The sequence below is a fragment of the Gemmatimonadota bacterium genome (assembly GCA_016720805.1).
In the GTDB taxonomy this organism is placed as follows: Bacteria; Gemmatimonadota; Gemmatimonadetes; order Gemmatimonadales; family GWC2-71-9; genus Palsa-1233.
In genome coordinates this window covers 669,146-695,398 of record JADKJZ010000014.1, presented here as the reverse complement: position 1 = coordinate 695,398, position 26,253 = coordinate 669,146, and the positions used below count along the sequence as shown (strand labels likewise).

General features: G+C 69.5%; 25 protein-coding genes. 12 read left to right on the top strand and 13 right to left on the bottom strand.

Annotated features, from left to right (window positions below; genetic code table 11):
- Nucleotides 1–98 precede the first annotated feature (98 nt).
- Both IPP98_13405 and IPP98_13400 read right to left on the bottom strand, forming a co-directional pair.
- A complete protein-coding gene (locus IPP98_13405; protein MBL0180099.1) occupies nucleotides 99–794 on the bottom strand; it encodes an SDR family NAD(P)-dependent oxidoreductase in 696 nt (231 codons plus the stop codon).
- Complete coding sequence (locus IPP98_13400; protein MBL0180098.1) at nucleotides 791–1,210, bottom strand: 6-carboxytetrahydropterin synthase; 420 nt, start codon at nucleotides 1,208–1,210, stop codon at nucleotides 791–793. The genes IPP98_13405 and IPP98_13400 overlap by 4 nt, the downstream gene beginning before the upstream one ends.
- Nucleotides 1,211–1,494: 284 nt before the next feature.
- On the opposite strand from IPP98_13400, the gene IPP98_13395 reads away from it, so the two are divergent.
- Nucleotides 1,495–1,659, top strand: a complete 165-nt coding sequence (locus IPP98_13395) for a hypothetical protein (GenBank protein MBL0180097.1) — start codon at nucleotides 1,495–1,497, stop codon at nucleotides 1,657–1,659.
- Here the strand turns inward: IPP98_13395 and aroH are convergent.
- Together aroH and IPP98_13385 are read right to left on the bottom strand one after the other, a co-directional pair.
- On the bottom strand, nucleotides 1,649–2,056 hold the full coding sequence (aroH, locus tag IPP98_13390) for a chorismate mutase (protein MBL0180096.1): 408 nt from the start codon (nucleotides 2,054–2,056) through the stop codon (nucleotides 1,649–1,651). The genes IPP98_13395 and aroH overlap by 11 nt on opposite strands.
- A 14-nt stretch (nucleotides 2,057–2,070) precedes the next feature.
- The gene (locus IPP98_13385) at nucleotides 2,071–2,628 is read right to left on the bottom strand and encodes a prephenate dehydratase (GenBank protein MBL0180095.1); all 558 of its coding nucleotides are present in this window, start codon (nucleotides 2,626–2,628) and stop codon (nucleotides 2,071–2,073) included.
- Nucleotides 2,629–2,882: 254 nt separating this feature from the next.
- On the opposite strand from IPP98_13385, the gene IPP98_13380 reads away from it, so the two are divergent.
- On the top strand, nucleotides 2,883–4,523 hold the full coding sequence (locus tag IPP98_13380) for an alpha-D-glucose phosphate-specific phosphoglucomutase (GenBank protein ID MBL0180094.1): 1,641 nt from the start codon (nucleotides 2,883–2,885) through the stop codon (nucleotides 4,521–4,523).
- Nucleotides 4,524–4,531: 8 nt separating this feature from the next.
- Here IPP98_13380 and IPP98_13375 read toward each other — a convergent pair whose 3' ends face one another.
- Genes IPP98_13375 through IPP98_13340 form a run of 8 tightly spaced genes read right to left on the bottom strand, consistent with a single transcriptional unit; the run spans nucleotide 4,532 to nucleotide 13,688 of the window.
- Nucleotides 4,532–5,494, bottom strand: a complete 963-nt coding sequence (locus IPP98_13375) for a GNAT family N-acetyltransferase (GenBank protein ID MBL0180093.1) — start codon at nucleotides 5,492–5,494, stop codon at nucleotides 4,532–4,534.
- Nucleotides 5,481–7,895, bottom strand: a complete 2,415-nt coding sequence (locus IPP98_13370) for an SMC family ATPase (protein MBL0180092.1) — start codon at nucleotides 7,893–7,895, stop codon at nucleotides 5,481–5,483. Before IPP98_13370 ends, IPP98_13375 begins: the two co-directional genes overlap by 14 nt.
- A 1-nt stretch (nucleotide 7,896) precedes the next feature.
- The gene (locus IPP98_13365; GenBank protein ID MBL0180091.1) at nucleotides 7,897–9,081 is read right to left on the bottom strand and encodes an exonuclease SbcCD subunit D; all 1,185 of its coding nucleotides are present in this window, start codon (nucleotides 9,079–9,081) and stop codon (nucleotides 7,897–7,899) included.
- Nucleotides 9,082–9,084: 3 nt separating this feature from the next.
- Nucleotides 9,085–9,624 (bottom strand): hypothetical protein, encoded by a 540-nt coding sequence (locus tag IPP98_13360; protein MBL0180090.1) that lies wholly within the window; start codon nucleotides 9,622–9,624, stop codon nucleotides 9,085–9,087.
- Complete coding sequence (locus tag IPP98_13355; protein MBL0180089.1) at nucleotides 9,530–11,023, bottom strand: hypothetical protein; 1,494 nt, start codon at nucleotides 11,021–11,023, stop codon at nucleotides 9,530–9,532. The genes IPP98_13360 and IPP98_13355 overlap by 95 nt, the downstream gene beginning before the upstream one ends.
- A 1-nt stretch (nucleotide 11,024) precedes the next feature.
- Nucleotides 11,025–11,951 (bottom strand): hypothetical protein, encoded by a 927-nt coding sequence (locus IPP98_13350; GenBank protein ID MBL0180088.1) that lies wholly within the window; start codon nucleotides 11,949–11,951, stop codon nucleotides 11,025–11,027.
- A gap of 22 nt (nucleotides 11,952–11,973) precedes the next feature.
- Nucleotides 11,974–12,477, bottom strand: a complete 504-nt coding sequence (locus tag IPP98_13345; protein ID MBL0180087.1) for a hypothetical protein — start codon at nucleotides 12,475–12,477, stop codon at nucleotides 11,974–11,976.
- Nucleotides 12,477–13,688 carry a pyridoxal phosphate-dependent aminotransferase gene (locus IPP98_13340; GenBank protein ID MBL0180086.1) on the bottom strand — a complete coding sequence of 404 codons (1,212 nt, stop codon included), beginning with the start codon at nucleotides 13,686–13,688 and terminating at the stop codon, nucleotides 12,477–12,479. The genes IPP98_13345 and IPP98_13340 overlap by 1 nt, the downstream gene beginning before the upstream one ends.
- A 136-nt stretch (nucleotides 13,689–13,824) precedes the next feature.
- Between IPP98_13340 and IPP98_13335 the strand changes: the two genes are divergently transcribed.
- On the top strand, nucleotides 13,825–15,372 hold the full coding sequence (locus IPP98_13335; protein MBL0180085.1) for a DbpA RNA binding domain-containing protein: 1,548 nt from the start codon (nucleotides 13,825–13,827) through the stop codon (nucleotides 15,370–15,372).
- A 68-nt stretch (nucleotides 15,373–15,440) separates the two neighbouring features.
- Here the strand turns inward: IPP98_13335 and IPP98_13330 are convergent, their stop codons facing one another.
- Nucleotides 15,441–15,731: an HU family DNA-binding protein gene (locus IPP98_13330; protein MBL0180084.1), complete on the bottom strand. Its 291-nt coding sequence runs from the start codon at nucleotides 15,729–15,731 to the stop codon at nucleotides 15,441–15,443.
- A gap of 180 nt (nucleotides 15,732–15,911) precedes the next feature.
- Between IPP98_13330 and IPP98_13325 the strand changes: the two genes are divergently transcribed.
- From IPP98_13325 to IPP98_13285, 9 genes are all read left to right on the top strand, one after another.
- Nucleotides 15,912–16,523, top strand: coding sequence for a thymidine kinase (locus IPP98_13325; protein MBL0180083.1), 612 nt, complete (start codon nucleotides 15,912–15,914; stop codon nucleotides 16,521–16,523).
- 8 nt (nucleotides 16,524–16,531) lie between these two features.
- A complete protein-coding gene (locus IPP98_13320) occupies nucleotides 16,532–17,116 on the top strand; it encodes a dephospho-CoA kinase (GenBank protein MBL0180082.1) in 585 nt (194 codons plus the stop codon).
- Nucleotides 17,113–17,868: a lipoate--protein ligase family protein gene (locus IPP98_13315; protein ID MBL0180081.1), complete on the top strand. Its 756-nt coding sequence runs from the start codon at nucleotides 17,113–17,115 to the stop codon at nucleotides 17,866–17,868. Before IPP98_13320 ends, IPP98_13315 begins: the two co-directional genes overlap by 4 nt.
- 35 nt (nucleotides 17,869–17,903) lie before the next feature.
- Nucleotides 17,904–19,529 (top strand): peptide ABC transporter substrate-binding protein, encoded by a 1,626-nt coding sequence (locus IPP98_13310; GenBank protein MBL0180080.1) that lies wholly within the window; start codon nucleotides 17,904–17,906, stop codon nucleotides 19,527–19,529.
- A 1-nt stretch (nucleotide 19,530) separates the two neighbouring features.
- Nucleotides 19,531–20,502: an ABC transporter permease gene (locus IPP98_13305; GenBank protein MBL0180079.1), complete on the top strand. Its 972-nt coding sequence runs from the start codon at nucleotides 19,531–19,533 to the stop codon at nucleotides 20,500–20,502.
- Nucleotides 20,499–21,305 carry an ABC transporter permease gene (locus IPP98_13300; protein ID MBL0180078.1) on the top strand — a complete coding sequence of 269 codons (807 nt, stop codon included), beginning with the start codon at nucleotides 20,499–20,501 and terminating at the stop codon, nucleotides 21,303–21,305. Before IPP98_13305 ends, IPP98_13300 begins: the two co-directional genes overlap by 4 nt.
- A complete protein-coding gene (locus tag IPP98_13295) occupies nucleotides 21,302–22,282 on the top strand; it encodes an ABC transporter ATP-binding protein (protein MBL0180077.1) in 981 nt (326 codons plus the stop codon). The genes IPP98_13300 and IPP98_13295 overlap by 4 nt, the downstream gene beginning before the upstream one ends.
- A complete protein-coding gene (locus tag IPP98_13290) occupies nucleotides 22,279–23,277 on the top strand; it encodes an ATP-binding cassette domain-containing protein (protein ID MBL0180076.1) in 999 nt (332 codons plus the stop codon). The genes IPP98_13295 and IPP98_13290 overlap by 4 nt, the downstream gene beginning before the upstream one ends.
- Nucleotides 23,278–23,422: 145 nt before the next feature.
- On the top strand, nucleotides 23,423–26,248 hold the full coding sequence (locus IPP98_13285) for a S9 family peptidase (protein MBL0180075.1): 2,826 nt from the start codon (nucleotides 23,423–23,425) through the stop codon (nucleotides 26,246–26,248).
- Nucleotides 26,249–26,253: the final 5 nt, after the last annotated feature.

The following is a 26,253-nucleotide window of genomic DNA, read 5'->3' as shown; positions in this document are numbered from 1 at the left end:
GTGAACGGTGAACGGGGACAATCTCGCGACGCGGTTCCCCCCTCACTCCTCACCAAGCGCGGCCATCGGCCGCGTCCCGTTCACCGTTCACCATTCAGCTAATTCGCTCCGAGCCGAATCACTTCCACCTGCACATGCCTCGGTGCGGCCACGGCGTAGAGGATCGCATCGGCGACGTCGCTCGGACGCAGCATCTCGGCGCGGCTGGGCAGGTCGGTGCGCGCGTCGGGGTCCATCGGGTCCCAGATCGAGGTGTCGGTCGGTCCGGGCGAGACGAGGGTGCAGCGGACGCCACTGCCACGCATCTCTTCGAGGAGCACTTCGTGCAGACCGCGGGCGCCGAACTTCGAGGCCGAGTAGGCGGCGTTCTCGGGGAACGCGCGCCAATCGGCGATGCTGCCGACGAGGACATGGGTCCCGTGGCCGCGCAGTCGCATCGCCGGGAGGAAGGTGCGCGCCACGGCGAACGGCGCCTCGAGGTTGATCGCGAGCTGCTCGCGGAGCAGCGCGTCACTGCTTTCCTCGAGTGGCGCGAGGAGAAAGGAGCCGGCGTTGTTCACCACCACGTCGGGGATGCCGAGGTCGTGCACGAGCGCCGTCAGCGCAGCCGAGCGTGCCGCGTGGTCGGCGAGGTCGACGGCGACATCGTGGCAGTGCGCCAGCGGAGGCATCGGCGACCGGGCCATGCGAATGACCCGGTAGCCCGCTCCGACGAGTGCCGTCGCGGTGGCCGCCCCGATGCCGCGCGAGGCGCCGGTGACCAGCGCAAGTGGTCGGGACGTGGCTTCACTCATGCGTCAGGCCCCTCGTACTCGACGTAGTTGCGCGGCGTCTCCCAGAGGCGGACGCGCACGAGGCGGCCGGCCGGAATGCGCGGCGCGAGTTGCTCCCAGATGTAGACCGCAATGTTCTCGGCCGACGCCAGGCGATCGGCAAACCACGGGACGTCGAGATTGAGATTGCGGTGGTCCAGATGCGCGTGCACGTGCGCGTCGAAGAGCGTGGTCAGATGGCCGACGTCGACCACGTACCCGGTGTCGGCATCGATCGGACCGGCGACGCAGAGCTCCACTTCGTAATTGTGACCGTGATAATTCGGGTTGTTGCACGGCCCGAAGGTGGCCCGGTTCCACTCGTCGGAGCGGGTCGGGTTGTGCAGCCGGTGGGCGGCGTTGAAGTGCGCGCGGCGAACCACGGTGGCGTGCGGCATGGGGCGTCCATGGGAGGAAATGCGAACGGCGCTACCTCGGGGAGGCGGCGCCGGATGGTCGAACGATGGCGGGGATGGATAATTTCGAAGCCCGTGGAGACACTTTTGGCGCCCTCTCCCTGTCGTCCGTCTTCCCCCAAGGGGCGTGGCGTCGGACCTGGAATGTGGGCCCATCCTCGGACCTGTTGGCTCGAAACGTTGGCTCCCCGCCACCGTCCGGCCACCGGTTATAATACGATGGCGCCGGAAGGGCGTCAACAATCCCATACCCCCGAGACACCTCCGTGTTCGAACTCGCTGCCGGCCTGCTGCTCATCGCGTTCTGGGGCTTCCTGCAGTTCGTCCTCCAGCCCACCACGGGGCTGATTCACCTGGCGCTCGCCGCGGGCGTCATCAGCATCATCCGCGGGATCGTGCGCCTCTCGCCGGGGACCCCGGTCAGGCGCTGAGCACCGCGAGGGCCGGCTCGACCAGATCGGGCCGCAGCCGCGTCGCATCCCGCAGATAGACATGGCGCACCTCGCGCCGCCCCCACACGCGCTCTACATGCACCAGCAGCCGCAGGCAACGTGGCATCGATCCCGGCACGGCGATTTCCGACGTGCACAACAGCGGCACCCGATGCCATCCGGCGGCTCGGGCAGTCTCCGCGGGAAACGCCGCCGAGAGGTCGGCGGTGGCGGTGAAGATTGCGCTGATCACCTCGTGGTCGGCGAGCGCATTCTCGCGCCGCACTGCGTCGAGCAGCTCGATCACCGCCTCGCGGATCGCCTCGGCGTCGTCCGTCGGCACGGTGATCGCGCCGCGAATGGCCCGCACCGAGGGGAATCCAAGGGCCCGTGCCATCAGCCGTCGGAGTGTCATGCCGCCGCCCGCGCCGCGACCGCGACGACCACGAAATCGGTGCGATTGTCGGGTGCGTCGGCGATCCCTTCCGCGATGATCTCGAGGCCGTAGTGCGACGCGGCCTCGACACCGGCGATCGCCGCGCGGCTGTAGTCCCGGTCGGTTGCGATCGCCTGGGCCGCCCCCGCCGTGTCGGCCACGGCACGCGGCGTGAGCCGTTGCGACGACAGCCATCGGGCACACTGCGCCAACGCCGCGGGATGGCTTTCCACCCAACGGAGCGACGCGAGGTCGGCGCCGGGAAGCGCCATCAGGCAGTGCCGCACCGGCAAGGTCAGCTGATTGACCACGGTGAGACCCGACACGGCGCCGAGGGCGTCTTGCGCCTCGACGACGCGCCCGATCACGCTGTTCCGGACCGGGAGAATCGCCAAGTCGACGACGCCGCTCGCCACCGCACGCACCACCCCGGCAAAGTCGGCGGTCGGCACCAGGCGAGCCTTGGGATACAGGGTGCGAGCGGCGAGTTCGCTGTAGGCGCCGGGGGCGCCCTGATAGGCAATGCGGGTCATGCGGGACTCCTGAGACTGGGACAGGGATACAAACGAAGCGGCCCCCTCGGATTCCGAGGGGGCCGCCGGATCACTCGTGCTGCGCGTCGTCCTAGCGCAAACGCCGGTGCCCGGCCCCCTCGGTGAGGTAGGCGGTAAAGGCAAAGGCGTAAAACATCGCGGCGCGAGTCATGCCGCACGTTACCCACCCCGCCGCCGCATCGTCAAGGGGGTGGTTATTCATTGGGGGTTCCTTTCCCCAACCCGGACCGCCGATGCTCGCTCCCCGCTTCGTGACCCACGTCGCCCCGGACTTCGGCCGGCGCTCCCCCGGCACCTCGGGGCTGCGACGGCCGACCACCGAATTTCGCGAGCCCCATTACCTCGCCTCGTTCGCCGCGGCGATCCTGGCCGAGGCGGTGCCCCGGCGCGGGGCAACAATCGTCCTCGGCGGCGACGGTCGCACCTTCGTCGGCGAGGCCGTCCAGCAGATTCTCAAGCTCGCGGCGGCCTGGGGGGTCGAGCGCGCCATCGTCGGCCAGGGTGGCTTGCTCTCCACACCGGCCGCATCGCACCTCATCCGGCTGCGCGGCGCCGTCGGCGGGATCATCCTTTCCGCCTCCCACAACCCCGGCGGACCAGACGGCGACTTCGGCATCAAGTACAACGGGGAGAATGGTGGCCCCGCACCGCCGGCCATCACGGACGCCATTGCCGCTCGCGCCACGACGCTGCGGGAATACACGATGGTGGAGCACGACGACATCGTCATTGACCGCCTCGGCGAGCAGCACCTCGGCATGATGGTCGTCGAGGTCGTCGATCCGGTGGCGGACTATGCCACGCTGATGGAATCGCTGGTTGATGTCGCGGCGATTCGCGCGCTCTTCGCCCGCGGCTTCACCATGCGCTTCGACGCCATGCACGCCGTGACCGGGCCCTACGCCGTCGAACTGCTCGAGCGACGCTGCGGTGCGCCAGCGGGCAGCGTGATTCGCGGGACCCCGCTGCCCGACTTCGGCGGCGAGCACCCCGATCCCAACCTGGTCCACGCGGCCGAGCTGGTCGAGGTGGTGATGCATCAGGGGGCATACGATTTTGGCGCCGCCTCGGATGGTGATGGTGACCGCAACATGATCCTCGGCCGCGGCACCTACGTCGCCCCGTCGGATTCGCTGGCCGTGCTCGCGGCACATCTTCCGGTGCTGCCCGGCTACACCACCGGGCTGTCCGGCGTGGCGCGCTCGATGCCGACGTCGCGGGCGGTCGATCGGGTGGCCGCCGCGCTCGGGATTCCCTGCTATGAGACGCCCACCGGCTGGAAGTTCTTCTGCTCGTTGCTCGATGCGGGGCGCATCACGTTGTGCGGCGAAGAGAGCTTCGGCACCGGTTCATCCCACGTGCGCGAGAAGGACGGCCTGTGGGCGGTGCTCTGCTGGCTCAACATCCTTGCCGTGACCGGGCAGTCGGTACGCGAACTCCTCGAGGGGCATTGGCAGCGCTTCGGTCGCGACTACTACTCACGGCACGACTACGAGGACGTCAGTACCGCCTCGGGTGAGGCGGTGATGGGATCACTCCGCGAGCGGTTGCCGACGCTCGCGGGGACGATGGTCGCCGGACGCACCGTTCTCGCGGCGGACGACTTCGCCTTCACCGACCCGGTCGATGGCTCGACCGCGACGGCCCAGGGCATTCGCCTTCTGCTCGACGGTGATGCCCGCATCGTGGTCCGATTGTCCGGCACGGGCACACGCGGTGCGACCATTCGGCTCTACTTGGAGCAGGTCGGCACCGGGACGCCGCTGGCCACGGACGACGTGCAAACCCAGTTGGCAGCGGTGATTGCCGCCGCGTTGACGGTGACCAACATCGCCAAGCACACCGGTCGCGAGGCGCCGAGCGTCATCACCTGAGCGGGCGCTCAGATCTCCCAGTTCGAGAGCAACACACCCTGCACCGACGGCTCCGCGTGCCCGGTGTAGGTCAATCGCAGGTCGGTCCAGTGCACGCGATATTCCTCGGCCACCAGCAGGGCGAAGAGTGCCTGTTGCGCACCCTGGCAGCGGACCGAGACCACCGGCAGGCCGATTGCCGCGGCCTCCCGTTCCACCGCGGCGAGCAATTCGCCCGCCGTCTCGGTGTCCGGCGCCACCAATTTGAGCACTCGCACTTCTTCCGGTGGCCGACCCTGCGCGAGCGGTGCGGTGTGCCAGAGCGCGAAGGCGCGCAGACTGCCATCGGCACTCCGCAGGAGGGTGGCGTCGCCGAGGCGCAGATCGAGGGTCAGCACCATCTCGCGCGTGAAGTCCACGCCGGCAGCGACCTGTGACGAAAGGGCACGGCACTCGGCGAGGACGGCTGTGCGCCGGGCCGATTCCACCTCACCGAGCCGCGTCGTCAAGGGACCACGCCGACGCGGATCGCGACGCTGCAGCGTGATTGTCAGGTGCCCGGGGAGGAAGCCGAGCCCGGCATAGAAGCCGATGTTCTCGATCGTCCGGGGCATCGTCTCGAGGCCGATCGTCCGCACCCCCTGCGCCTGCAGCCACTCCACGCCAGCCCGCACCACCTGCCGCCCGAGCCCCTGTCCCTGTCGATCAGGGCGCACGGCCAGCGGCCCCATCCACCCCTCGCTCCCCGAACGATGCACCATGGCGAAGGCGATGAGTTCATCGCGGCCATCGCGCCAGACCAGGGCGCCCTCGGCGGCATCCTCGATGGCGTATTCCCAGATCCCCGGATTGAGGAAGGGGACCCGCACCCCCGAGAGGCCGTCACGGCGATACCGCTCGGTGAAGGCGTCCGAGAAGAGCCGATTGAGCCCCTCGATGTCGGCGATGGTGGCTCGTGCCGGCCCGCGCACCGTCCGGTCAGGCCGCCACATCGCCCGCCTCCAGAACTTCCTCGCGCGCCGTGCTCACGCGTCGCTCGACATCGTAGCTCATCCGGATGACCTGATCGAAGGCATCACGCATTCCCTCGAGGTGGGTGATGAGAATGACCTGCGGGAAGCGATCCGCCAACGCCCGCAACAAGTCGAGGACGCTGGCGCGGCGTTCCTCATCGAGCGAGGAGAAGACCTCGTCGAGAACCAGCAGCGAGAGCGGTTGCCCGGCACGTTCCGCAATCATCTGCGAGAGGGCGAGTCGCAGGGCGAGGTTGACGACATCCTCCTCGCCACCGGAGATCACCGGCTTGGCCTCGCCATCCTCGACGATCGTCGCCACGTAGTTCTCATCAAGTTCCAGATCGGCGTACCGGCCCGCCGTCAGATCCCGCAGCAGCATCGAGGAGCGATCGGAAAGTTCGGGGCGCATCTGCAGGTTCAGTTCGGTGCGGAGATCGCCAAACGCCCGATCGAGTTCCTGCAGCATCGTGACCTCGATCCCGAGGCGTTGCGCGGTCTCGGCCTTGACGGCACGATCGGCCTGGCGTTGCAGTCCGCTGTCGCGCATCCGCTCGGCGCCCGCCAGATCCGCCGTGGCACGCGCCACCGAGACCCGGGCCCCCTGGAGTGCCGCTTCGCTGTCGCGGACGCGCTCCGCCAATTGGGCATGGCTCTCGGGATCCCATGCAAGTTCCACCAGCAACTGGTCCAGGGTGGCGAGTTGGCTTTCTGCGCCGGTCGCCTGCTGTTCCGCCACCGCGGCGTCATGCACCAGCGTCTCGGCGCGCGCGGCCGAGCCGGCAAGGAGATCGGCCTCCTTTCGCAATGGCTCGAGCTCAGCGAGGCGCGATCGCACGGCGTCATGGCGCGCGAGATCATATTCGGCGGCCGGCCCGGCGAGCTCGGCCTCCCATCGGGCGAGGTCGGCGGTCAGGGTCGTCTCTTCACGCTCCAGCGCAGAACGCTGCTTCAGCCCCTCACGAAGCTGCCCGAGCGCTTCGGTGCGCGCGCGGAACTCGCTCTCGAGCCGCGTACGTTGTTCCTCGAGTTCCTTGACCTCGGCCGGCTCCTCTGCGAGCTGATCGGCCTTTTTCCGAAAGTACTGGCCGTCGGTCTCGACCTCTTCCATCTGTCGGCCGAGCAGTTCCAGCAGTCCGGCAAAGTCCTTGCCGAGCGCGCGCCCGCATGTGGGGCATGGCCCGTCCGGCCCGCGCTCCTCCACGGCCGTCCGTTGGTCCTTCAGGTCGCGATAGCGATCGCGATAGCCCTCGAGCTTGGTCCGGGCTTCCTGCACATCCTGTGTCCAGCGCGTCCGTCGCTCCTCGAGCTGCTTGTCGCCCTGCTCCAGCGAGTTGAGGATCTCCGCCCGCGCGGCCGCCAGCGCCGTGATAGCCTCGTCGGTCGGGAGTTGCAGGAGTTGCGCAGCGATCTGCGCCAGTCGCTGACGGCCCTGGTCTCGTTGTGCCACGGCGCGCGATCGCGCGGTGTAGGCCAGCGCGGCCTGCTCCAGCCCGGTCCGCTCCTCGGTGAGCCGCTGCCACTCGGCGAGCACCGGTGCCAGCTCTGCGAGGCGACTCTGGGCACGCAGGGCGGTCACCAGCTCGCGGTCGAGTGCTTCGAAGCGGGCGCGTCCGGCGGCCACCTTCCCCTCGGCGACGCGACGCTCGCCATCGATGCGCTGCCAGGCCTGCCGCTTCGTCTCGGTCACCGTCCAATCCGGCGCGACGGCCGCCAGCCGCTGCGTGGCCGCCTGTTCGGCCGCCAGCGCCTGCTCTCGTGCGGCATGGGCTGTTGCCACCGCCGCGATGGCGGCGGCGACCTCGGCGGCGAGTGCCTGGGGATCCACGAGTCCTTGCTCGATGCCGGTGAGTTCCGCGCGCAACGCGGCGCGTCGTTCCCGCAGGCGATCCTGCGCGTCGCGCAGACGCTCGTAACCGAGCACGCGCGAGAGAAACTGCGCGCGCTCGGTCGGTCCCATCGCCGCCATCACCGCCAGTTCCTTCTGGCCGGTGAAGTAGGTGTTGAAGAACTCCTCGCGCGACATCCCGAGCAGTACCTGCACCCGCTCCGTGACGGCCACGGTACTGTTGGCGATCACCGCGCCGTCCTGATGCAACTCGGCGGCGGTGAGCCCGCGGGTGATGCGAAAACGGTGCAAGCCGAGCGTGAACTCGAGTTCCACCTCGAAGCGGGAGCGCGGCGGCGCACCCCGGCGCTTGAGCGTGTCGCGGGTGCCACGGGCAGCTCCGACACCGTAGAGCGCGTACGCGATCCCTTCGAGCAGCGTCGTCTTGCCGGCGCCGTTGGCACCGATGATCCCCGTGAGGCCACGGGCAAAGGCGATCTCGGTCAGCTCATGCTGGCGAAAATTGACCAGCCGCAGTCGATGCAGTTGCATCTCAGCCCTCCGCCGCCGCCTGTTCGGCGGCCTCAAGGAGGGCGAGTCCTTCCGCGACGAACTTCGACCGATCGACACTGGCCGGGAGTGGACGGTGCGCGAGGTACGACTCCAGCAGTTCGGGGAGGGTCTGCCGCCGACCCGGCGCCCCCGACTCCTCGCGCCGATCGGCCGGAAGCGGACGGCGCAGGTCGAGTTGAAAGTGCAGCGCCGCCGCCTTCCACCCCCGGATCGGGGCGTGGTCGAGTTCGCGTGCCACGACCCGTTCCACATCGCGCACGACCAGACGCACCACGGCATCGGCGAGGCCGCCTGGAATCGCCGCGACCGCCGCCGCGATCATCGCGTCGACCTCCGCGGCGGTGCGATCCTTCGCCTCGATGGCGCGCAGATCGAGAATGCGCCGGGGCGCCTCGATGGGCCGCCGCGCCACGGTGCCCTGCACCAGATCGACGAGCAGCCATCCCTTGCCGCTGATCTTCTCCTCCGCTTCGACGCGCAGTTCCCCCCACGGATTGGGCGAGACGTAGTCGAGCGAGCCGCTGTACCAGACACGCGGATGCACCTCGTGCTGGACGTGGTAGTGTCCCAGCGCCACGTACGACCAGCCGCTGCGGGTCAGATCCGCGTCGTCGAGATGCGCGCCCCCCGCCTCGGCCATCGAGCGGTCGAGCGTCCCGAAGAGTCCGGGAACCTCGCCGTGCGTCATCAGCACCTGGTGGCGCGCGTCACCGGCCGGCTCCAGCGCCGGGCGCGGCACTTCGAAGAGTGCGGCGTGGGGCACCGCGAGCACCGACAGGTCCAGTGCCGGGAAATCGAATCGACGGGCGGCGTCGTGTGCCACGTGGACGCCCAATTCGTGCAACAGCCCGAAGATCGAGACGGTGTCAGAGGACCGCGGGGTGTCGTGGTTGCCGGCGATCACGATCACCGGCGCGTCGGGGAGACCGCGCCGCAGCCGGGCGAACTGCTGGTAGGCCAGCAGAATCGCGGAATTGCTCGGTCGGACGGCATGGAAGAGATCGCCCGCGACCAGGACCACGTCCGGCCGCTCGGCGAGGATCGCGTCCACCGCGCGCACGAACGCCGTGCCGACGTCGACCTCGCGCTGATTGCGCCCACGCGCCGTCAGCCGGTGGTACTGCCGGGCACCGAGGTGCAGATCCGCGACGTGGGCGATCCGCATCGATCAGTAGGGAGAGAAGGGGTCGGCGTCGTCACGCGCCAGCGGGGTGACGCCACGCGGAGGCGCGGTCGACTCGGACGCGATGCTGCGGCGCAGGCAACCACGGAAGAACGAGAGGACGTCGTCCGGTCGGCGCTGCGTGGTCGCGCCGAGGGCGCGGCGCACCTCGTGTTCCGGGCGGCCCTCGATCGCCGACCGGACGGCGTCGCCGCCGATCACGGGGTCGAGCGCCCGCAATCGCTGGATCACGGCATCGGCGAACGGGAGGTCGGCCGCCGGCGGGAATCGTTCGATCCCCTCACGCCCCGACAGCGACGCCGGGCGCGGAAAGCGCACGAAGACCGGCTGCGTGAAGTGCGGATGGCGCACCAGCAGTTCTCCCTTCGAGAGGGCCGCGAGCTTCGCCTTCACGGCCGGCGAGAAGGTGGCATAGCCGGGCAGCGCCAGTTCATCGCTGTCCATGCGCCCATAGACGGTGGTCCCGGCGTTGCCGGTGACGCGGCGCAACACCTGCGAGCGGAACTGTTGTGCAGAGAAGAGCACCAGGCCGAGGTAGCGGCCCGCGTTCGGAGAGGTCCAGCAACATCTTCTTGACGTACGTCTCGGGGCCGTCGATCGGTGCGTACTTGTTGAGCTCGTCGACGAAGACGACGACATGATCGACACCGAGATCGCGGCGCTCGAGGTGTTCGCGCAGCTTCGAGATGACCCGCGCGAAGACGAGATCCTGCGCGAGCGGGTCGACGCCCGCGACGTCGACGACCGTCACCGAGCGATCGCGGAAGGCGCCCCACGGCAGGTCATTCGCGGGGCCGTCGTCGGTGACGAGGCCTTTCGAACGCGTGGCAATGTTGCCGAGGCGATTGCGCACCTTGCGGATGGTGGCCGCGTGGTGCGTGCGCCAGACCTCGCTGCCGCGCGACTTCACCTCGAGAAAATCAAAGATCGAGCGGAAGAATTCGTCGAGGTCCGCGAAGGTCATCACCTCGAACGGCGCACCGCGCAACTCTTCGGCCTCGAACTTTCGCCCGACGACCCGCTCGGCGAGGAAATCGATGAAGGCACCCGCCTTCGCGTCGACATCATCGCGATTCAGCAGCACCTCGGCGTAGTCGAGCACCTCGCGGAGCCCCCACACCAGCGGCTCCACGCGATCGGTGATCGAGGGGTTGCTGCGCAGGGTGTTGAGGTTGACGCCGTCAGCCTTGTACGGGGCGAAGACGGTCACGTCGGTGAATGGCGCGGGGTGCAGCCCGAGGCGATGATAGAGCGCGAGGTCGGCCTCGCCGAGCGGCGCGGGCTGATCGAGGAAGCAGAGGTCCGGCCCCTTCACGTTGAAGCAGATGGCAGCGACGCTGCCCTTGCTGGCCGGGAAGGTCTCGAAGAGCGAGGTCAACAGGAAGTTGACCGCGCTCGTCTTGGTCGCCAGGCCGGACACGCCGGTGATGTTGAGGTGCGCCGCTTCCGGGCCGAGCAGGAAGTCGGCGTCGAGGAAGACCGGCGCGGAGAGTCCACCACCGGTGTAGACCCCGACGGGGATGCCGGTCGATGCGCCCTCGCGCACGTACGCGTCCATGCGGAGCGCCACCTGCACATCGGCGTCGCTCGCAGCGGTGACGGCGCCGAAGGGAACCGGCTGCATCGGTTCCTCGGGAAGTTGACGCAGCACCGCGGCACTCCAGAGCCGGATCTCGGCGCGAAGCGTCGGCTCCCGCCCCGCCTGCGCCGGATCGCCATCGGCACCAATCACGGCGTCGAGCGGCCGGGCAAGGTCCGCATACGCGAAGCCCTCGGTCACCACACCGAAGACCACGCGCCCGTCGCCCTCGACCCGGACGATCGCGCCGATGCCGAGCACGGCGTCGGCCGCGGTCCAGAAATGGAATTGATGCGGCGTGCTGGGCCGCAGTTCGGTCGCGACCACCCGGCCGAGCAGGCTCATCTCAGCCACCCTGGGCGCGCAAGAAGCGCTCGACGTCGTGGATGCCATAGAGCAGGCGATCGGCACGCGGATCGGCCGCCAGCGGCGCCCGCTCGGCGAGCAGGTGCCGGGAGAGGGTGTCGACGGTCTGCCGCGTCGTCTCGGTCGCCGCGGCCTCGATGCGCACCAGCCCGTGAAAGAGATCGCGCCCGGCGAAGGCGTGCAGCCGCAGCCCCCAGGCGTACACGGGTGCCACCTCGCGAGAGCCGGGCTGGAAGAGCGATGTCCGATGCCCCACCGGCAGCGTGAGATACTGCTCGAGCGCCTCCCCCTCGAAGGGGAGCACGGCGTGGCTCTTCACGATGCCGAGCATCCGGGGATCACTGCTCCACTCCGGGCTGACGGTGAGGGTGCCGTCGACGAGCAGCCAGGTCTCCGCGGCGATCGCGCGGAAGGCGCGCGCCACGGAGAGCTCCAGCGCCCCGCGGGTCCGGTCCACCACGGCATGGGCACGCTCCAGATCGCGGATCGGATGCGGCGTCTCCTCTCCCTCGAGGGTGAACACGTCGTGCCCGGCGAGCGCATCGCCCAACGCCACGAATGCTTCGGCCCGACTGATGACCATCCGGCGAACAGATTGCACCGCGAGGTGGGTTCGGCGCGCCTCGCGGTGGCGCACCGCGGCACGGACCACCGCCGCGACCACGGGCATGGTCCCGACGTAGCCGACCAGTTCGACATGCTGGGTGCCATCGAGAAAGGCGACTGGCTCCTGCCACGGGACGGGTTCGCCAATCGGGTGATGCGCCAGGGTCCCGTCGAGGAGTCGACTCGGTCGGTAGCCGGCCTGGTCGCGACGCCCTTGCGCCGCCTCGGCGGGGAGGTCGGCGGGGCGGCCTCCGGCCAGGGCGAGCCGGCGGCGCAGCGGCGTGAAAGGACTTCCGGGCATCGGTCGGCGCGACGACGCGCGCTCAGGCGGAGTCGGGCAGCGGGGGAACCGCCTCGAGCCAGAAACCGGCGAGCCGCTGTGCCGCGTCCACCTCGACCACGAACGCATCGGCGATGCGAATCGGTTCAACCGGTCGCCGCGTGCCGATGCGGACGTGGAAGGTGCGCTCCGCCGGATCGGCCGAGACCGAAATCGTGGTGTCGAACTCGAGCGCGGCGGCGCCTCGGCGTGCGGCGCGCGACGGGATCACCACTTGTCCGAGCCGGGCCTCGACCGGGGCCGCGAGTCCCGGGAGGTTGGTGATCTCCGGCCACACGACGACATCCATGCCGCAGACCACGCCGCCGGCCACGTCGATCACGACGATCGAGCCATCCTCGTCGTTCAACTCGACCGTGCCGGTGTAGCCGCCACCCGACCCCGGCACGACGAAGGCGCCACCGAGGATGTCGGTCTCGCTCTCCCAATGCCAGTCGAGGGAGGGCAGCTCCCCTGGGAGCGTGAGGACGTGCACCTCGAGTGCCATCAGGCGATCGCCGGTTGCTCGGCCGCCAGGCGCGCGACCAGTCGCTCGATGCGATCACACGCACTCTCGAGCTCGGCATCGGAGACGGAATACGAGAGGCGCGCCCAGCGATCGTCGCCGAATGCGGCGCCAGGGACCAGCGCGACGCCCTCCTCCTGCATGACCCGCTCGCAGAATCGCGTCCCGGTCAGCCCGGGGGCGAGACCGTCGACGCGGAAGAAGAGGTAGAACGCCCCATGCGGCTCGACGAATTCGACACCGGGGAGTCGGTCGGTGAAGCGCGCCACGAGGTAGTCCCGCCGACGGCGGAAGGCCGCGACCATGCGATCGACCTCCTGGTCCACTTCGGCCGAGGCGAAGGCGGTGGTCGCCGCCCACATCGCGGGATGATTGGCGCCGGTCGTCATGTGCGTCTGCAACGCGGCCATCGCCTTGGCGACCTCGACCGGCGCGTACGCCGCGCCGATGCGCCAGCCCGTCATCGCGTAGGCCTTCGAGGCACCGTAGATCACCACGCACCGATCGAGGGTGGCATCGTCGAGATCGAAGAGCGACGCCGCCGGCCCGGCCCCGTAGTTGATCCGCCGGTAGATCTCGTCGCTGATGAGCCAGATGCCGTGGTCGCCGGCCCACGCGGCAATCGCCCGCAACTCGGCGCCAGTGTAAACCGCGCCGGTCGGGTTGCACGGTGAGCAGAGAATCAGGCCACGGGTCTTCGGCGTGCGGAACTTCTCGAGGTCCGACACCGCGACCTTGAGGCCCCACTCGGGGTCGCCTGGCACCATCACCGGTGTTGCCCGACACAAGTGCACGATCTGCGGATACGAGACCCACGCCGGCGAGGGGATCAGCACCTCGTCGCCCGGGCCGAAGAGGGTGAAGCAGGTGTTGAAGAGCGACTGCTTGGAGCCGTTGCTGACCACCAACCGCTCGGGGTCGACGGTGCGACCGGCGCTCATCCGCGACAACGCCCCCGCGATCGCACGACGCAGCTCGATCGTGCCGACGTTCGGTGGATACCGCGTCTTCCCCGCCTGAATCGCGTCGATCCCCGCCTGCGCGACCAGTGCCGGCGTGTTGAAGTCCGGCTCGCCCACCCCGAGGTCGAGGACGTCCTCGCCCGCGGCCTTCCGGCGCTTCGCTTCGTTGCTGATGGCAACGGTCTCGGAAGCCTTCAGGTGGGCGAGATTGGCGGAAGGCACGAAGCGCATCAACGGGTCCGGGTCGAGGAGTTCGGGTGCGGGGAATCGGTAAGTTACCCGCCCGCCGCGCCCCCCCACCAGCGGGGGCCGCGGCTTGGCCACTCGCGGGGGCCGGACTACCTTCGACACGTTCAAATGGCGCAGCATGGGACGATTGACAATCGAGGCACCGGTGACGGATTTGGCGGAGTGGCAGGTGGCGTCGGCCGTGGCGGCTGGCATGGAGCAATTGGGCTGGCAGGCCGACGACGCGTCGGTTCGGGAGCTGATGCCCCCGATCCTCCGGGGAACGAGCGTGGTGGCGGTGATGCCACCTTCGCCGGCCTGGGCGGCCCCCGTGGCCGCCGCCCTCGCAAGTGCGGCGCAGGACCAGGGCGGGCGCGTGCTCGTGCTGAGCGCGCCGGCCCTGGTGGCGGAATGGGGTGCCACCTTCTCTGCAGTCGCTGGTGGGGCCGGCGTCCGCATCGAGGCGGCACGCGGACCCGCCCGCGCCGCCAGGCGGCTCAAGGCAGACGCCCTCGACGTGCTGATCGCCTCGCCCGAGACCGCGCTCGCCTTGCATACCCGCTCGGCGCTGGTCACCGACCGGATCTCCGCCGTCGTGCTCGCCTGGCCCGAGGGATGGGACTCCGACGAGGCGCTGTTGGTGTTGCTGCAGGACCTCCCCAAGGATGCCCAGCGAATCGTCTTGACGGCGGATGCGGGGCGCAGCGCCGACCTGGTCGAGCGCTATGCGCGCCGTGCCGCCGTCTTCGGCGTGCCGGCCGAAGACGCCGACCAGGCCCCGGTGGCCGCCATCCGAACGCTGCCCACGCCGTGGGCCGGTCGTGCCGCGGCCGTCGCCGCCTTGCTTGAGGCGACCGACCCGCATCGGGTGAGCATCTGGACCGTCGATCGCCGCGACCACGCCCTGCTGACGGCGGCGCTCGGTGGCCTGGCCGACGATGTCACCCTCTGCGCCCGCACCCTGCCGGACAGCGGCAGCGTGATCTGCTACGACCCCCCGACGCTCGCTGAGCTGCGCCTCCTGGCCACTGCGGGCGAAGTGACACTCCTGGTGCCGCCGGGCACCGAGGTCCACACGGCGCGCCTCGCGGCAACCCGCCGCCCGGTCATCACCGAGTCGGCGACCACCTCCCTCCTGCAGCGTGACGCCGCGCACCGTTCCGACATCGTGGCGCGGATGGCGGACGGGGTCGATGCCGCCGCACTCTACGCCCTCGGCCCGCTCTTCGAGCGCTACGAGCCGCAGCATGTCGCGGCCGCCCTCTTCCGCCTTTGGCAGGACGACGTGCGGGCCAAGCGGCCGGCCGACGCCGCACCGGTATCGACCCAGACCGCCGTCGGCGGGGTCCACACCACGAGGGTCTGGATCGGCGTCGGCAAGAAGGACGAGGCCACCGTGGGTGACATCGTCGCGGTGCTGGCGCGCGAGGTCGGCCTCGATCGGTCGTTGATCGGCCGCGTCGATCTGCGCGATGCGTTCACCTTGGTGGAAGTGCCGCAGTCGGAGGCGGAGCGCGTCGCGCTCAAGCTGGTGGGGCTGACGGTGCGGAAGCGGAAGTTGTCGGCGCGCGTCGATCGGGGACCGTCGGCGCCGACCGGTGGCGCGCGCGGCGGTGGTGGGGGGGGCTTCGGCGGGCCGCGCGGCGGCAGCGGCGGCGGGCGCCCGCCGTTCAAGCCGAGGAGCTGAAACGGCGACGGGCCGCCCAGCGGGGCGGCCCGTAGTCCGACGTCACAGCGACGAACCGTGCTGCGTGCTTACTTGGCCTTGTTGACGAGATCCTTGAGGCCCTTGCCCGGACGGAACGCCGGAACCTTCGAGGCCTTGATCTTGATCGTGGCGCCAGTCTGCGGATTGCGGCCTTCACGCGCGGCCCGCTTGCGAACTTCGAAGCTGCCGAAGCCGGTCAGCGCCACGGCGCCGCCCTTCTTCAGTTCCTTCGCGATCAGCCCTTCGGTCGAGAAGAAGAGGTCGACGATTTCGCCAGCGTGCGCCTTCGAGGTGTCGAGGGCCTTCGCGACCGCCTCGATGAGCTCCATCTTGTTCATAGAAGACTCCTTGCAGAGTGGAAACGGATGGGATCCTGCCGCGGGCCGGAGTGGCCCGACGGGCGAGAATATGGGAGCCGTGCGCGAAACTCCGCAAGATGCGCGGCCTTCCCGGCTCCTTCCCGCCAGATCCCGCACCGGCAAAGGATTTGCCGGATCAACCCCCTTGACGAACCGCCCATGACTCTCCACCATCGGTCCGGACGCCTCGAAGTCGTTGCCGGCGTCATGTTCAGCGGCAAGAGCGAGGAGCTCATCCGGCGGGTCCGCCGGGCCCTCATCGCGCGCCGTCGTGTCCGCGTCTTCAAGTCCCATCTCGACCAGCGCTACGAGGGGCTGTTCAAGGTGTCGTCCCACACCGGCATCACCTGCGAAGCCGCGCCAGTAGACCGTTCCGACGAGATTCTCCGGCTGACCGGCGATCCCGCCGAGGTCGACGTCGTGGCCGTGGACGAGGCCCAATTCCTCGACGCCGGGATTGTCGAAGTCGCCACCCATCTGGCCGAGCGCGGGGTCCAGGTGATCCTCGCCGGGACCGACACCGACTTCCGCGGCGAGCCCTTCGGGATGATGGGCCACCTGATGGCCATCGCCGAGGATGTCACCAAATTGCAGGCCATTTGCGTCGTCTGCGGCGACCTGGCCTGTCGGAACCAACGGCTCGTGAACGGCCGTCCGGCCAGCTGGAACTCCCCGATCGTGATGGTCGGTGGGGCCGACAGTTACGAGGCCCGCTGCCGTCGCTGTTTCCAGGTCCCCCGCCGCGACGAGGACCAGGTGCCGCTGCTGTGATGCGTCGCATCGCGCTCACGGGCAACATCGCCGCCGGCAAGTCCACCGTCGCCCAGCTGCTGCGCAGTTGGGGCGCGGTGCTCTTTGATGCCGACGAGGCGGTCCGTGTTCTGCAGCGTCCCGGCAGCGGCGTCTTCGCCGCGATCGTCGCGCACTTCGGCCGCGGCGTGGTCCGCGCCGACGGCGGCCTCGATCGCGTCGCGTTGCGCGACCGCATCCTCGCCGATCCCGCCGAACGGGCGGCACTCGAGGCGATCGTGCATCCCGCCGTCGAGGCACGGCGCCTCGCGGCGCAGGAGGCCGCGGCCGCCGCCGGAGCGGCAGTCTTCGTCGCTGACATCCCCCTGCTCTTCGAATCGGCGGATCCGGCGGCCTACGACGGGGTAATCCTCGTCGATGCCCCGGCTGGCGAGCGTCGCCGGCGGCTCATCAACGCCCGGCGCCTCTCGCCGCTCGACGCCGACCGCCTCATTGCCGCGCAGATGCCCGCCGCCGCCAAACGGGCACTTGCCACCTGGATCATCGATAACGACGCCGACCGTGCCACGCTCATGGCACGGACCCGAGCCGTCTGGGATGCCGTAATGTCATGACCCGTTTTGTCTGGTCCGACCTGACCCCCCGCCCCGCCTGGCAACAGATGGCCCTGGACCACGCGTTGCTCGACCGGGCCGAGCGCGACGGGACCACGATACTCCGGCTCTACCGATGGGACCTGCCATCCATCTCCTTCGGAGCCAACGAAGCCGCATCGCGCAGTTGGGACCGCGATCGGCTGGAGCGAGAAGGGATTCCCTGCGTCCGGCGGCCGACCGGGGGCCGAGCGGTTTGGCATGCCCCCGACGATCTCACCTACGCGGTCACCGGGCCACTGGCGGGCTTTGGCGGCCTCAAGGAGGCCTACAAGACCATCCACGAGCGATTTGCCGCACGTCTCAGCGCAATCGGCCTGGCGGCCACCCTGGCCCCGGCACCGACCACCATCCCCGGCCTCGAGGCGGGAGCCTGCTTCGACGTCGCCGTCGGCGGGGAAATCATGCATGGTGCGCGGAAGGTCATCGGCTCGGCCCAAGTCGTGCAGGGTTCGGCGCTGCTCCAGCACGGCGCCGTCGCCCGGGCCGACCGCCTGCCGCCGTTGGACCGTTTCCGGATCGACGCGCGAGGCGAGCCGGTCCCTTCGCCGATCGCCGACCTCCCGCCGGTGCCGATTCTCGCGATGGCCCTGCTGCGCGACTGGCGTGATGACGGCGCCGAGCATGCACCCGACGAGTTGACGGCGTGGGCCGAAGAGGCCACCGTGAAGCATCTGCGGTACCGCAGTCCAGCCTGGACCTGGCGCCGCTGACCCCTGCCCTGCCCGCCTGACACGAGGTTCTGCCGATGCGTCGTCGCACCGTGCTCCACCTGTTGCTGCTGCTCGGCGCGCTCGGGCGCGCGCCACTCCCGGCCCAGGTGCCGGGCACCGTCGTCTTCGCCATCGGGGAAGATCCCACGCTCCCGCTCCCCGCGATCACCGACCGCACCGCGGACACCGATCTCGCCGATCAGCTCTTCCTCCGACTCGCGATCCTCGGACCGACCTTTCGCACCGCCGGCGATCGTGCGATGACACCGATGCTCGCCCGCCAGTGGCAGCGGATCGATCCGCGCACGCTGGTCTTCGAGCTCGACCCACGGGCGCGTTGGCAGGATGGCACCCCGGTCACGGCGCGGGATGTCGTCTTCACCTGGCAACTGATGATGGATCCGGTGGTTGGCAAAGGGCGGATCATGATGGAGCCGGTCGCCTCCGTTGACGCAATGGGAACCGGCAAGGTCCGCGTGCGCTTCAAGCGTCCGTTCGCCGAGCAGCTCTACCTCTTCGCATTCAACATGCAGCCGCTCCCCGCGCACCTCCTCGAGGGGATCGCGCCGACGGCCATCGCGCGCAGCGACTTTGCGGCCGGGCCGATCGGCAACGGGCCGTACCGCTACCTGCGGCGGGTGCCCGGGCAGTTCGTGGAACTTCGCGCCGATCCGACGTTCTTTCTCGGCGCCCCGACGATCGCGCGCGTGGTCCTGCGGATCGCGCCGGATGCGACGGCGCGGACCAATCTTCTGCTCGCCGGCGAAACGGACGTCATGGGCGACGTCCAGGCGCCCGACGTGCCGAAGATCCGCGCGGTGCCCTCCCTCGCGCTCCTGAACATCTCCCACAACCTGCTCCTCTGGGTCGGCATCAACCAGCGCAGGCCGGGGACCGACGCCCCCCACCCCATGCTCGCGGATCGCCGCGTCCGCGAGGCCCTGCGGCTCGCGCTCGACCGGCGGACGATGGCGACCGGCGTCTTCGGGCCGGGAACCGGCGTCCCGGACGCCGCACAATCGCAGCTGTGGGCATGGGTGACCGCAGGCGGCCTCGTCGGCACGCCGCAGAATGTCGCGCGGGCGAGGGCGCTGCTCACCGAGGCCGGCTGGCGCGACACCAACGGCGACGGCATCGTGGAACGGAATGGCATGCCGCTCCGGTTGCAGCTGATCTACCCGAACACGAGCGGTGCGCGGCACAGTCTCGCGCTCCAGGCGCAGGCGATGTGGCGCGCTGTAGGCATCGAGGTGGTGCTCGACCGGATCGAACGGACGGCCTTCACCGAGCGAATGCTCGCCGGCAGATTCGACCTGACCATCGACGCCGCCAATCAGGACGTCACGCCGTCCTCCCTGACCCAACGCTGGTCCTGCGCCGCCGCGCGCGAACCGACGTCCCTCAACACCATCCGCTGGTGCGATCCCACCTTCGACCGCTTGCTGGCCAACGCCGAGACGTCCCCGGATCCGGTTGCCTCGTATCGCGCGGCCTTTGCCCGGATGGCGATCGAGGTCCCCGCCATCATCCTCGCGGCCCCGCTCAACCAGGTCGCCGTGCATACGCGCTACGCCAACGTGCAGCTCTGGCCCGCCAAGAGCTGGCTCTCCCTGTGGCAATGGCGCGTCCGCCCCGACGCCGCGCTCCCGCGCGATCGCTGACGTGACCGGCTGGCTGCTCCGCCGCAGCATCGACGCGCTGGTGACGACGCTCCTCGCGGCCGCGGCGCTGGTCGCGCTCGTGCAGCTCCTCCCCGGCGATCCACTGACCGCACTGATCGGTGACCATCCGATCGACGCCGCCCAGCGCGCCGCACTCGAGGCGGCATGGGGCACGAATCGCTCCCCGCTCGAGGCGATCGGCGTGACCCTCGCCCGGCTGCTCCGCGGCGACCTCGGCATCTCGCTCGCGACCCAGCGCCCGGTCGCCGCGATGATCGCGGAGCGGCTCATTCCGACGCTACTGCTCGGGACCCTCACGCTGCTCGCCACCTTTACCATCGGCCTCTCGCTCGGCCTCTGGAGCGCACTGCATCCGGCCACGCGCCGTGCCCAACTGCTCGGTGCCATCACGCTGGTCGGCTATGCGCTACCATCGTTCGTGATCGGGATGCTGCTGGTGTGGCTGTTCGCCGTGCAGCGCACCTGGCTCCCGCCGGCGGGGTACGGCGATCCGCTGCTCGCCCCCGACGCCGGCCTGGCGGCGGTGTGGCTCGACCGGTGCAGGCACCTGGCGCTGCCGTTGCTGACGATGGTGATCGCGACCGTGGCGGTGCCGCTTCGACAGCAGCGCGCGGCGGCGCTGGCGAGCGTCGAGCAACCCTGGGTCCGCGCCGCCCGCGCACGCGGAATGGCGGGCTGGCGGCTGGCGCTGCACCATGTCTGGCGTCCGGCCCTCACGCCGATCGTCACCCTCATGGGGCTCTGGCTCCCGATGCTCGTCGCCGGCGCGGTCTTCGTCGAGGCGCTGTTCGGCTGGCCGGGCCTCGGCTCGCTGATTGCGACCAGCACCTCGCAGCGGGACCTGCCGGTCGTGATCGGCACCGGCCTCCTGATCGTGGTGATGGTGCAGGTCGGCTCGCTGCTGGCGGACCTGCTCTATCGCCTCGTCAACCCGGCGCAACGCACGCCATGACGCCGCGCCCCCGCCTCAGCCTCGCCTTGCTCGCCGCCTTGCTCTCGCTGGCGGTGGTCGGACCGTTGCTGGCCCCCGACCCGAATGCGCAGCCGGCACTCGCCACCGGATCACTCGCGGCGCCGTCGGCGGCGCACTGGCTCGGCACCGATCAATTCTCGCGCGACGTCTTCGCGCGGTTGGCGCATGGTGCCCGCGCCTCGTTGACGGTCGCATCGATCGCGGTGAGCGTTTCGGCGCTCCTCGGCATGTTGATCGGCGTGGCGGCCGGCGTCTCGGGGCCGCTCGTGGGTGGCATGCTGCGACGATTGATCGATATCGGTCTCGCCTTGCCACGCGTCGTGGTGCTGCTGGTGCTGCTCGCCGCCGTCGGCACGCTCCCGCTGCCGCTCTTCGCCCTGGTGCTCGGTCTCACCGGCTGGCCGAGCCTGGCCCGGCTGGTTCGCGGCGAGACGCTGCGTCTTCGACAGACGCCGTTCGTCGATGCGGCCCGGGCCCTGGGCGCGCCGCCCGCGCGCATCGCCCTCCACGAGATTCTCCCTGGCGCGCTCCCGCCGCTGCTTGTTGCCGCGACGCTCGGCACCGCGGACGCCATCCTGCTCGAGGCGGGGCTCTCCTTCCTCGGCCTGGGGATCCGCCCGCCAGAGGCGTCCTGGGGCGGGATGTTGCTCGAAGCGCGCGACCACCTCGGCGCGGCACCCTGGCTCCTGCTCGCCCCGGGCATCGCCTTGGTCCTCGCCACCGCCACCGCCACATTGCTCGGTGACGCCCTGCGCCGCTCCCTCAATCCCGACCACCGATGACGCCCCTCCTTGAGGTACGCGACCTCCGGATCTCCTTCCCGCGCGACGGCACCACGCCGCTCGTGCCCGTCGATGACGTCTCGTTCGAGATCCGCCGCGGCGAGTTGGTGGCGCTCGTGGGGGAGTCGGGCTGCGGCAAGAGTCTCACCGGTCTCGCGATTCCCCGACTGCTCCCCGAGAACGCCAGGCTCGGTGCGGGAACATCGATCCGGATGGAGGGCGAGGAACTCGCGACCCTCGGCGAATCGGCGATGCGTCCCTGGCGTGGCCGGCGCATTGCGATGGTCTTTCAGGACCCGATGGCGTCGCTCAATCCGGTGATGCGGGTCGGTGCACAAATCGGCGAGGCGATCACCGCCCATCACGCGGTAGCGGCCGCCGAGGTTCGCCGTCGGGCGATCGCGCTGCTCGCCGAGGTCGGCATCGCCGATCCGGAGGAGCGCGTCGATGCCTATCCCCATCAGCTGAGCGGCGGCATGCGGCAACGGGTGATGATCGCCATGGCGCTCGCAGGCGAGCCATCGCTGCTCATCGCCGATGAACCGACCACCGCGCTTGACGTAACGGTGCAGGCCCAGATCCTCGAATTGCTCGACCGCCTGCGCCAGGAACGCGGTCTCGCGGTGCTGCTGATCACGCACGACCTCGGCATCGTGGCGGGGCGCGCCGACCGGGTCCTGGTGATGTACGGCGGGAGGATCGTCGAGGCCGCGGAGACCACACCCCTCTTCGCTGCGCCGGCGCACCCCTACACGCGCGGCCTCTTCGCCTCGATCCCGCGACTCACCGGCGACGGCGACCGCCTGGTGCCGATTGCCGGGACCGTTCCACCACCAGACCAGTGGCCCGAGGGCTGCCGCTTCCACCCGCGCTGTCCGGTCGCGATTCCTCAATGTGCTGCGGAGCGGCCGCCACTCGCGCCCATCGCCGACCGCCATCTCGCGGCCTGCTGGGTCGCGCAGGGTGCGACGCCATGACGGCCCCGCTCGTCGAGGTGCAGCAGCTCGTCAAGCACTACCCGGGCGGCGGTGGATTCTTCTCGGCGGCACGCCCCCCGGTGCAAGCCGTCGACGGCGTCTCGTTCACCATTGCCGCCGGCGAGACCCTCGGACTCGTTGGCGAATCCGGCAGCGGCAAGAGCACGGTGGGCCGGGCGGTGCTTCGGCTCGAGCCACCGACCGCCGGCACCGTCCGCTTCGAAGGCGCCGACCTCGCGAGTCTCGATGCCTCGGCCCTCCGCGCCTTGCGTCAACGGATGCAGATCGTCTTTCAAGATCCGTTCGGCTCGCTGAATCCGCGGCGCACCATCGGCGACTCGATCGCCGAGGGGATGATCATCCATCGGCTGGTCCCGCCGGTGGCGATGGCGGGCCGCGTGGCCGACCTCCTGGCCGAAGTCGGCCTTGACCGCTCCTACGCCGACCGCTATCCGCACGAATTTTCCGGCGGCCAGCGCCAGCGCATCGGAATCGCGCGGGCCCTCGCCGTCGAGCCACGCTTCATCGTCTGCGACGAACCGGTCTCCGCGCTCGACGTCTCGGTCCAGGCGCAGGTGATCAACCTGTTGCTTGAACTGCGCGAGCGGCGCGGCCTGGCCTACCTCTTCATCGCGCACGACCTGGCCGTGGTTCGTCAGGTCGCGCATCGGGTCGCGGTGATGTACCTCGGGACGATCGTCGAGATCGGTCCGTCGCGCGCCGTCATCGGCGCACCGCGCCATCCCTACACGCAGGCGCTGGTCTCGGCCGTCCCGGACCCGGACCCCACCACCGGACGTCAGCGCATCGTCCTCGAGGGCGAGCCGCCATCGCCCTCCGCGCCGCCACCGGGCTGTCCCTTCGCGCCCCGCTGCTTTCATCCGCTGCGGGATGCGCGCTGCACCACCGACCGACCGATGCTCCGGGTGATCGGGGATCGGGAGGTGGCGTGTCACTATGCGAGTGAGGGGTCAGGGGTGAACGGTGAACGGTGAACGGTGAACGGTGGCCGATGCCTGGTTTCCAGTCACCAGTAATCAACACTGCGCGCTTCTCGCTTCTCGCTTCTCGCTTCTCGCTTCTCGCTTCTCGCCGTTCGCCGTTCGCCGTTCGCCGTTCGCTCTCACCTGGAGGTCCTTGATGTTGCCTCGTTTCGTCCGGTTTGCTGCCGCCCTGGTCTTGCTCCCGAGCGCGGTGATCAGCGCACAACAGGTCGCCGCGCCGACCGCCCTGAAGCCTCTGACCACCGAGGCGATGAACGGGTGGAAGTCGATGCGCGGCAGCGCGCTCTCCAACGACGGTACCTGGTTCGCGTACACCGTCGCGCCCGCCGAGGGCGATGCCGAGGTGGTCATCCGCTCGACCGGGACGACGCAGGAATACCGCTTTCCCGTCGGCGACGGGTCGCAGGCGAGTCAGTTGACGCTGTCGGGTGACGCGAAGTGGGCCGCCTGGCTGTCGTGGCCGACCTTCAAGGACAGCAAGAAACTGAAGAAGGACCGCAAGCCGGTGCAGGCGACGGCGATGTTGCTCAACCTGACCACCGGCGAAAAGCGCGAGGTGGAGAAGGTCCGTCGGATCGTCTTCGCCGGCGAGAAGCCGTCGTGGGTCGCGCTGCAGGCCGCCAGTGATGCGCCGACGCCTGCCGCCGCCGCGCCCGGCGCGCCACCGGCGGCCCCCGCCGCGAGCGCCTCGTCGGCCATCATCCTCCACGACCTTGTCCACAACACGTCGCTCACCGTGGCCGATGTCGGTGAATTCGGTTTCGACTGGAGCGGCGAGTGGCTGGCGTATACGGTCGAGACGCCGAGCCGCGTCGGGAACGGCGTGCAGCTCCGCAACATGAAGACCGACGTGGTGCGCGCTGCCGACAACAGCAAGGGGCTGTATCGCCGGTTGACGTGGGCCGACAGCGGCCTCGCGCTGGCGGTGCTTCGTGGCATGCCAGACAGCGCGGCGACGGACACGTTGTTCGCAGTCGTCGCGTGGAAGAATTTCACGGCGGCCGGTCCGACGCGCACGGTGTACGAGCCGAGTGCGGCCACCGGCTTTCCGGCCAGGATGAAGATTGCCGGGGACCGCGCGCCGCGCTGGACGCAGACGTTCGATGGCCTCTATCTCGGCATTCGGGCCGTGAACCCGCCCAAGGCGAAGGGCGCCGAGTGGGAAGACGACGAGAAGCCGAACGTGGAGATCTGGCACGGCAAGGACGCCCGCCTGCAGCCGCAACAGAAGGTGCAGGAGAGTGCCGACAAGGCGTACAGCTACCTCTCGCTCTATCGGATGGCCGACCAGCGCTTCCTGCAACTCGCAACCGACGACATGAAGACGGTGACCGCCGCGCCGATGGATCGGTGGGCGGTCGGATACGATGACCGCGCGTACGAACTCGACGCCAATCTGTCGGGCGTGCGGAAGCGCGACGCCTATGTCATCGACCTCGCCACCGGGGCACGCCGCAAGGTGACCACGGCGAGCACGGCATCCCTGATGACGTCGCCCGACGGGCAGCGTTTCGCGTACATGGACGACGGACACTATTTCGTGCAGGAATTCGCCGGCGGGGCAAGCCGCAACCTGACGGCCGGCGTCGCCACGACGTTCTGGAACGACGAGGACGATCACAATGTCGTCAAGCCGCCGCGCTTCCCGGTGGGATGGTCGGTTGACGGCCTGACGCTGCTGCTCACCGACGGCTGGGACATCTGGCGTTTCCCGGTTCGCGGCGGTTCCGCCGTCAACCTCACCGGCAACGGCAAGAAGGATGGCATCCGCTACCGCCAGGTGTTGGTGAGCAACCCGCGGCAGCGCGGCCTCGACCTCACGAAGCCGATGCTGATCGGCACCTATGGCGAGTGGACCAAGAAGGAAGGCCTGACGAAGGTCGACCCGGCCAAGCCGGGTGCCACCCCGCTCCTGTGGGAAGACGCGGCGGTCCGCGTCACCCGCGCGCGTGACGCCGACATGTTTGCCTTCTCGAAGGGCACCTTCCGCGACTTCCCCGACTGGTATCTCGCCGGCCCGACGTTCGTCGCACCGAAGCGGATGACCGACATCAATCCGCAGCAGAAGGAGTACGCCTGGAGCGCGGGCGCGCGGCTGGTGGATTACGTCTCGGATCACGGCGTCAAGCTGCAGGCCGCGCTCTTCCTGCCCGCCGGCTACGAGCCGGGCAAGAAGTACCCGACGCTGGTGTACATCTACGAGAAGCTGTCGCAGGGGCTGCACCAGTACTCCGCCCCCAACGAGACGCGGGCCCTGAATCCGTCGAACTACACCGCGCGCGGCTACGCGGTGCTGATGCCCGACATCACCTACGAGATCAACAACCCCGGCATGAGCGCCGTCTGGTCGGTGATCCCGGCCGTGAAGGCCGCGGCGGCCACCGGCATCGTGGACATCGACAAGGTCGGCCTGCAGGGGCACTCGTGGGGCGGCTACCAGACCGCCTTCCTCGTCACCCAGACCGACCTCTTCAAGGCGGCCATCGCCGGCGCCCCCCTCACCGACATGATCTCGATGTACAGCTCGGTGTACTGGAATTCCGGCAGCGCCAATCAGCCGATCTTCGAGAGCAGCCAGGGCCGCTTCAAGGGAAACTTCCTCGAGAACATGGACGCCTACGTCCGCAACTCGCCGAATCGCTTCGCCGACAAGGTGAAGACGCCGCTGATCATCCTGCACAACGACAAGGATGGCGCCGTCGACTTCAACCAGGGCGTGACCTACTACAACACGCTGCGGGAGCTCGGGAAGGAAGTGCTGATGCTCTCCTACCCGGGCGAGAACCATGGCCTCGCCAAGCCGGCGAACATGAAGGACTACGCTCGCCGGATGGACGAGTTCTTCGATGCGAAGCTGATGGGGAAGACGCCGCCGGATTGGTACGTGAACGGCGTCCCGCGGCTGGGGATGGAGGAGCACCTGAAGTCCCGCAAGCCAACCAAGGCCGGTCAGGTGCCGTGAGCGCG

Coding starts and splice junctions, on each gene's coding strand:
- IPP98_13405 (MBL0180099.1), bottom strand. CDS start 794: ATGAGTGAAGCCACGTCCCGACCACTTGCGCTGGTCACCGGCGCCTCG.
- IPP98_13400 (MBL0180098.1), bottom strand. CDS start 1,210: ATGCCGCACGCCACCGTGGTTCGCCGCGCGCACTTCAACGCCGCCCAC.
- aroH (MBL0180096.1), bottom strand. CDS start 2,056: ATGGCACGGGCCCTTGGATTCCCCTCGGTGCGGGCCATTCGCGGCGCG.
- IPP98_13385 (MBL0180095.1), bottom strand. CDS start 2,628: ATGACCCGCATTGCCTATCAGGGCGCCCCCGGCGCCTACAGCGAACTC.
- IPP98_13380 (MBL0180094.1), top strand. CDS start 2,883: ATGCTCGCTCCCCGCTTCGTGACCCACGTCGCCCCGGACTTCGGCCGG.
- IPP98_13375 (MBL0180093.1), bottom strand. CDS start 5,494: ATGTGGCGGCCTGACCGGACGGTGCGCGGGCCGGCACGAGCCACCATC.
- IPP98_13370 (MBL0180092.1), bottom strand. CDS start 7,895: ATGCAACTGCATCGACTGCGGCTGGTCAATTTTCGCCAGCATGAGCTG.
- IPP98_13365 (MBL0180091.1), bottom strand. CDS start 9,081: ATGCGGATCGCCCACGTCGCGGATCTGCACCTCGGTGCCCGGCAGTAC.
- IPP98_13355 (MBL0180089.1), bottom strand. CDS start 11,023: ATGAGCCTGCTCGGCCGGGTGGTCGCGACCGAACTGCGGCCCAGCACG.
- IPP98_13350 (MBL0180088.1), bottom strand. CDS start 11,951: ATGCCCGGAAGTCCTTTCACGCCGCTGCGCCGCCGGCTCGCCCTGGCC.
- IPP98_13345 (MBL0180087.1), bottom strand. CDS start 12,477: ATGGCACTCGAGGTGCACGTCCTCACGCTCCCAGGGGAGCTGCCCTCC.
- IPP98_13340 (MBL0180086.1), bottom strand. CDS start 13,688: ATGCGCTTCGTGCCTTCCGCCAATCTCGCCCACCTGAAGGCTTCCGAG.
- IPP98_13335 (MBL0180085.1), top strand. CDS start 13,825: ATGGGACGATTGACAATCGAGGCACCGGTGACGGATTTGGCGGAGTGG.
- IPP98_13330 (MBL0180084.1), bottom strand. CDS start 15,731: ATGAACAAGATGGAGCTCATCGAGGCGGTCGCGAAGGCCCTCGACACC.
- IPP98_13325 (MBL0180083.1), top strand. CDS start 15,912: ATGACTCTCCACCATCGGTCCGGACGCCTCGAAGTCGTTGCCGGCGTC.
- IPP98_13315 (MBL0180081.1), top strand. CDS start 17,113: ATGACCCGTTTTGTCTGGTCCGACCTGACCCCCCGCCCCGCCTGGCAA.
- IPP98_13310 (MBL0180080.1), top strand. CDS start 17,904: ATGCGTCGTCGCACCGTGCTCCACCTGTTGCTGCTGCTCGGCGCGCTC.
- IPP98_13300 (MBL0180078.1), top strand. CDS start 20,499: ATGACGCCGCGCCCCCGCCTCAGCCTCGCCTTGCTCGCCGCCTTGCTC.
- IPP98_13295 (MBL0180077.1), top strand. CDS start 21,302: ATGACGCCCCTCCTTGAGGTACGCGACCTCCGGATCTCCTTCCCGCGC.
- IPP98_13290 (MBL0180076.1), top strand. CDS start 22,279: ATGACGGCCCCGCTCGTCGAGGTGCAGCAGCTCGTCAAGCACTACCCG.
- IPP98_13285 (MBL0180075.1), top strand. CDS start 23,423: ATGTTGCCTCGTTTCGTCCGGTTTGCTGCCGCCCTGGTCTTGCTCCCG.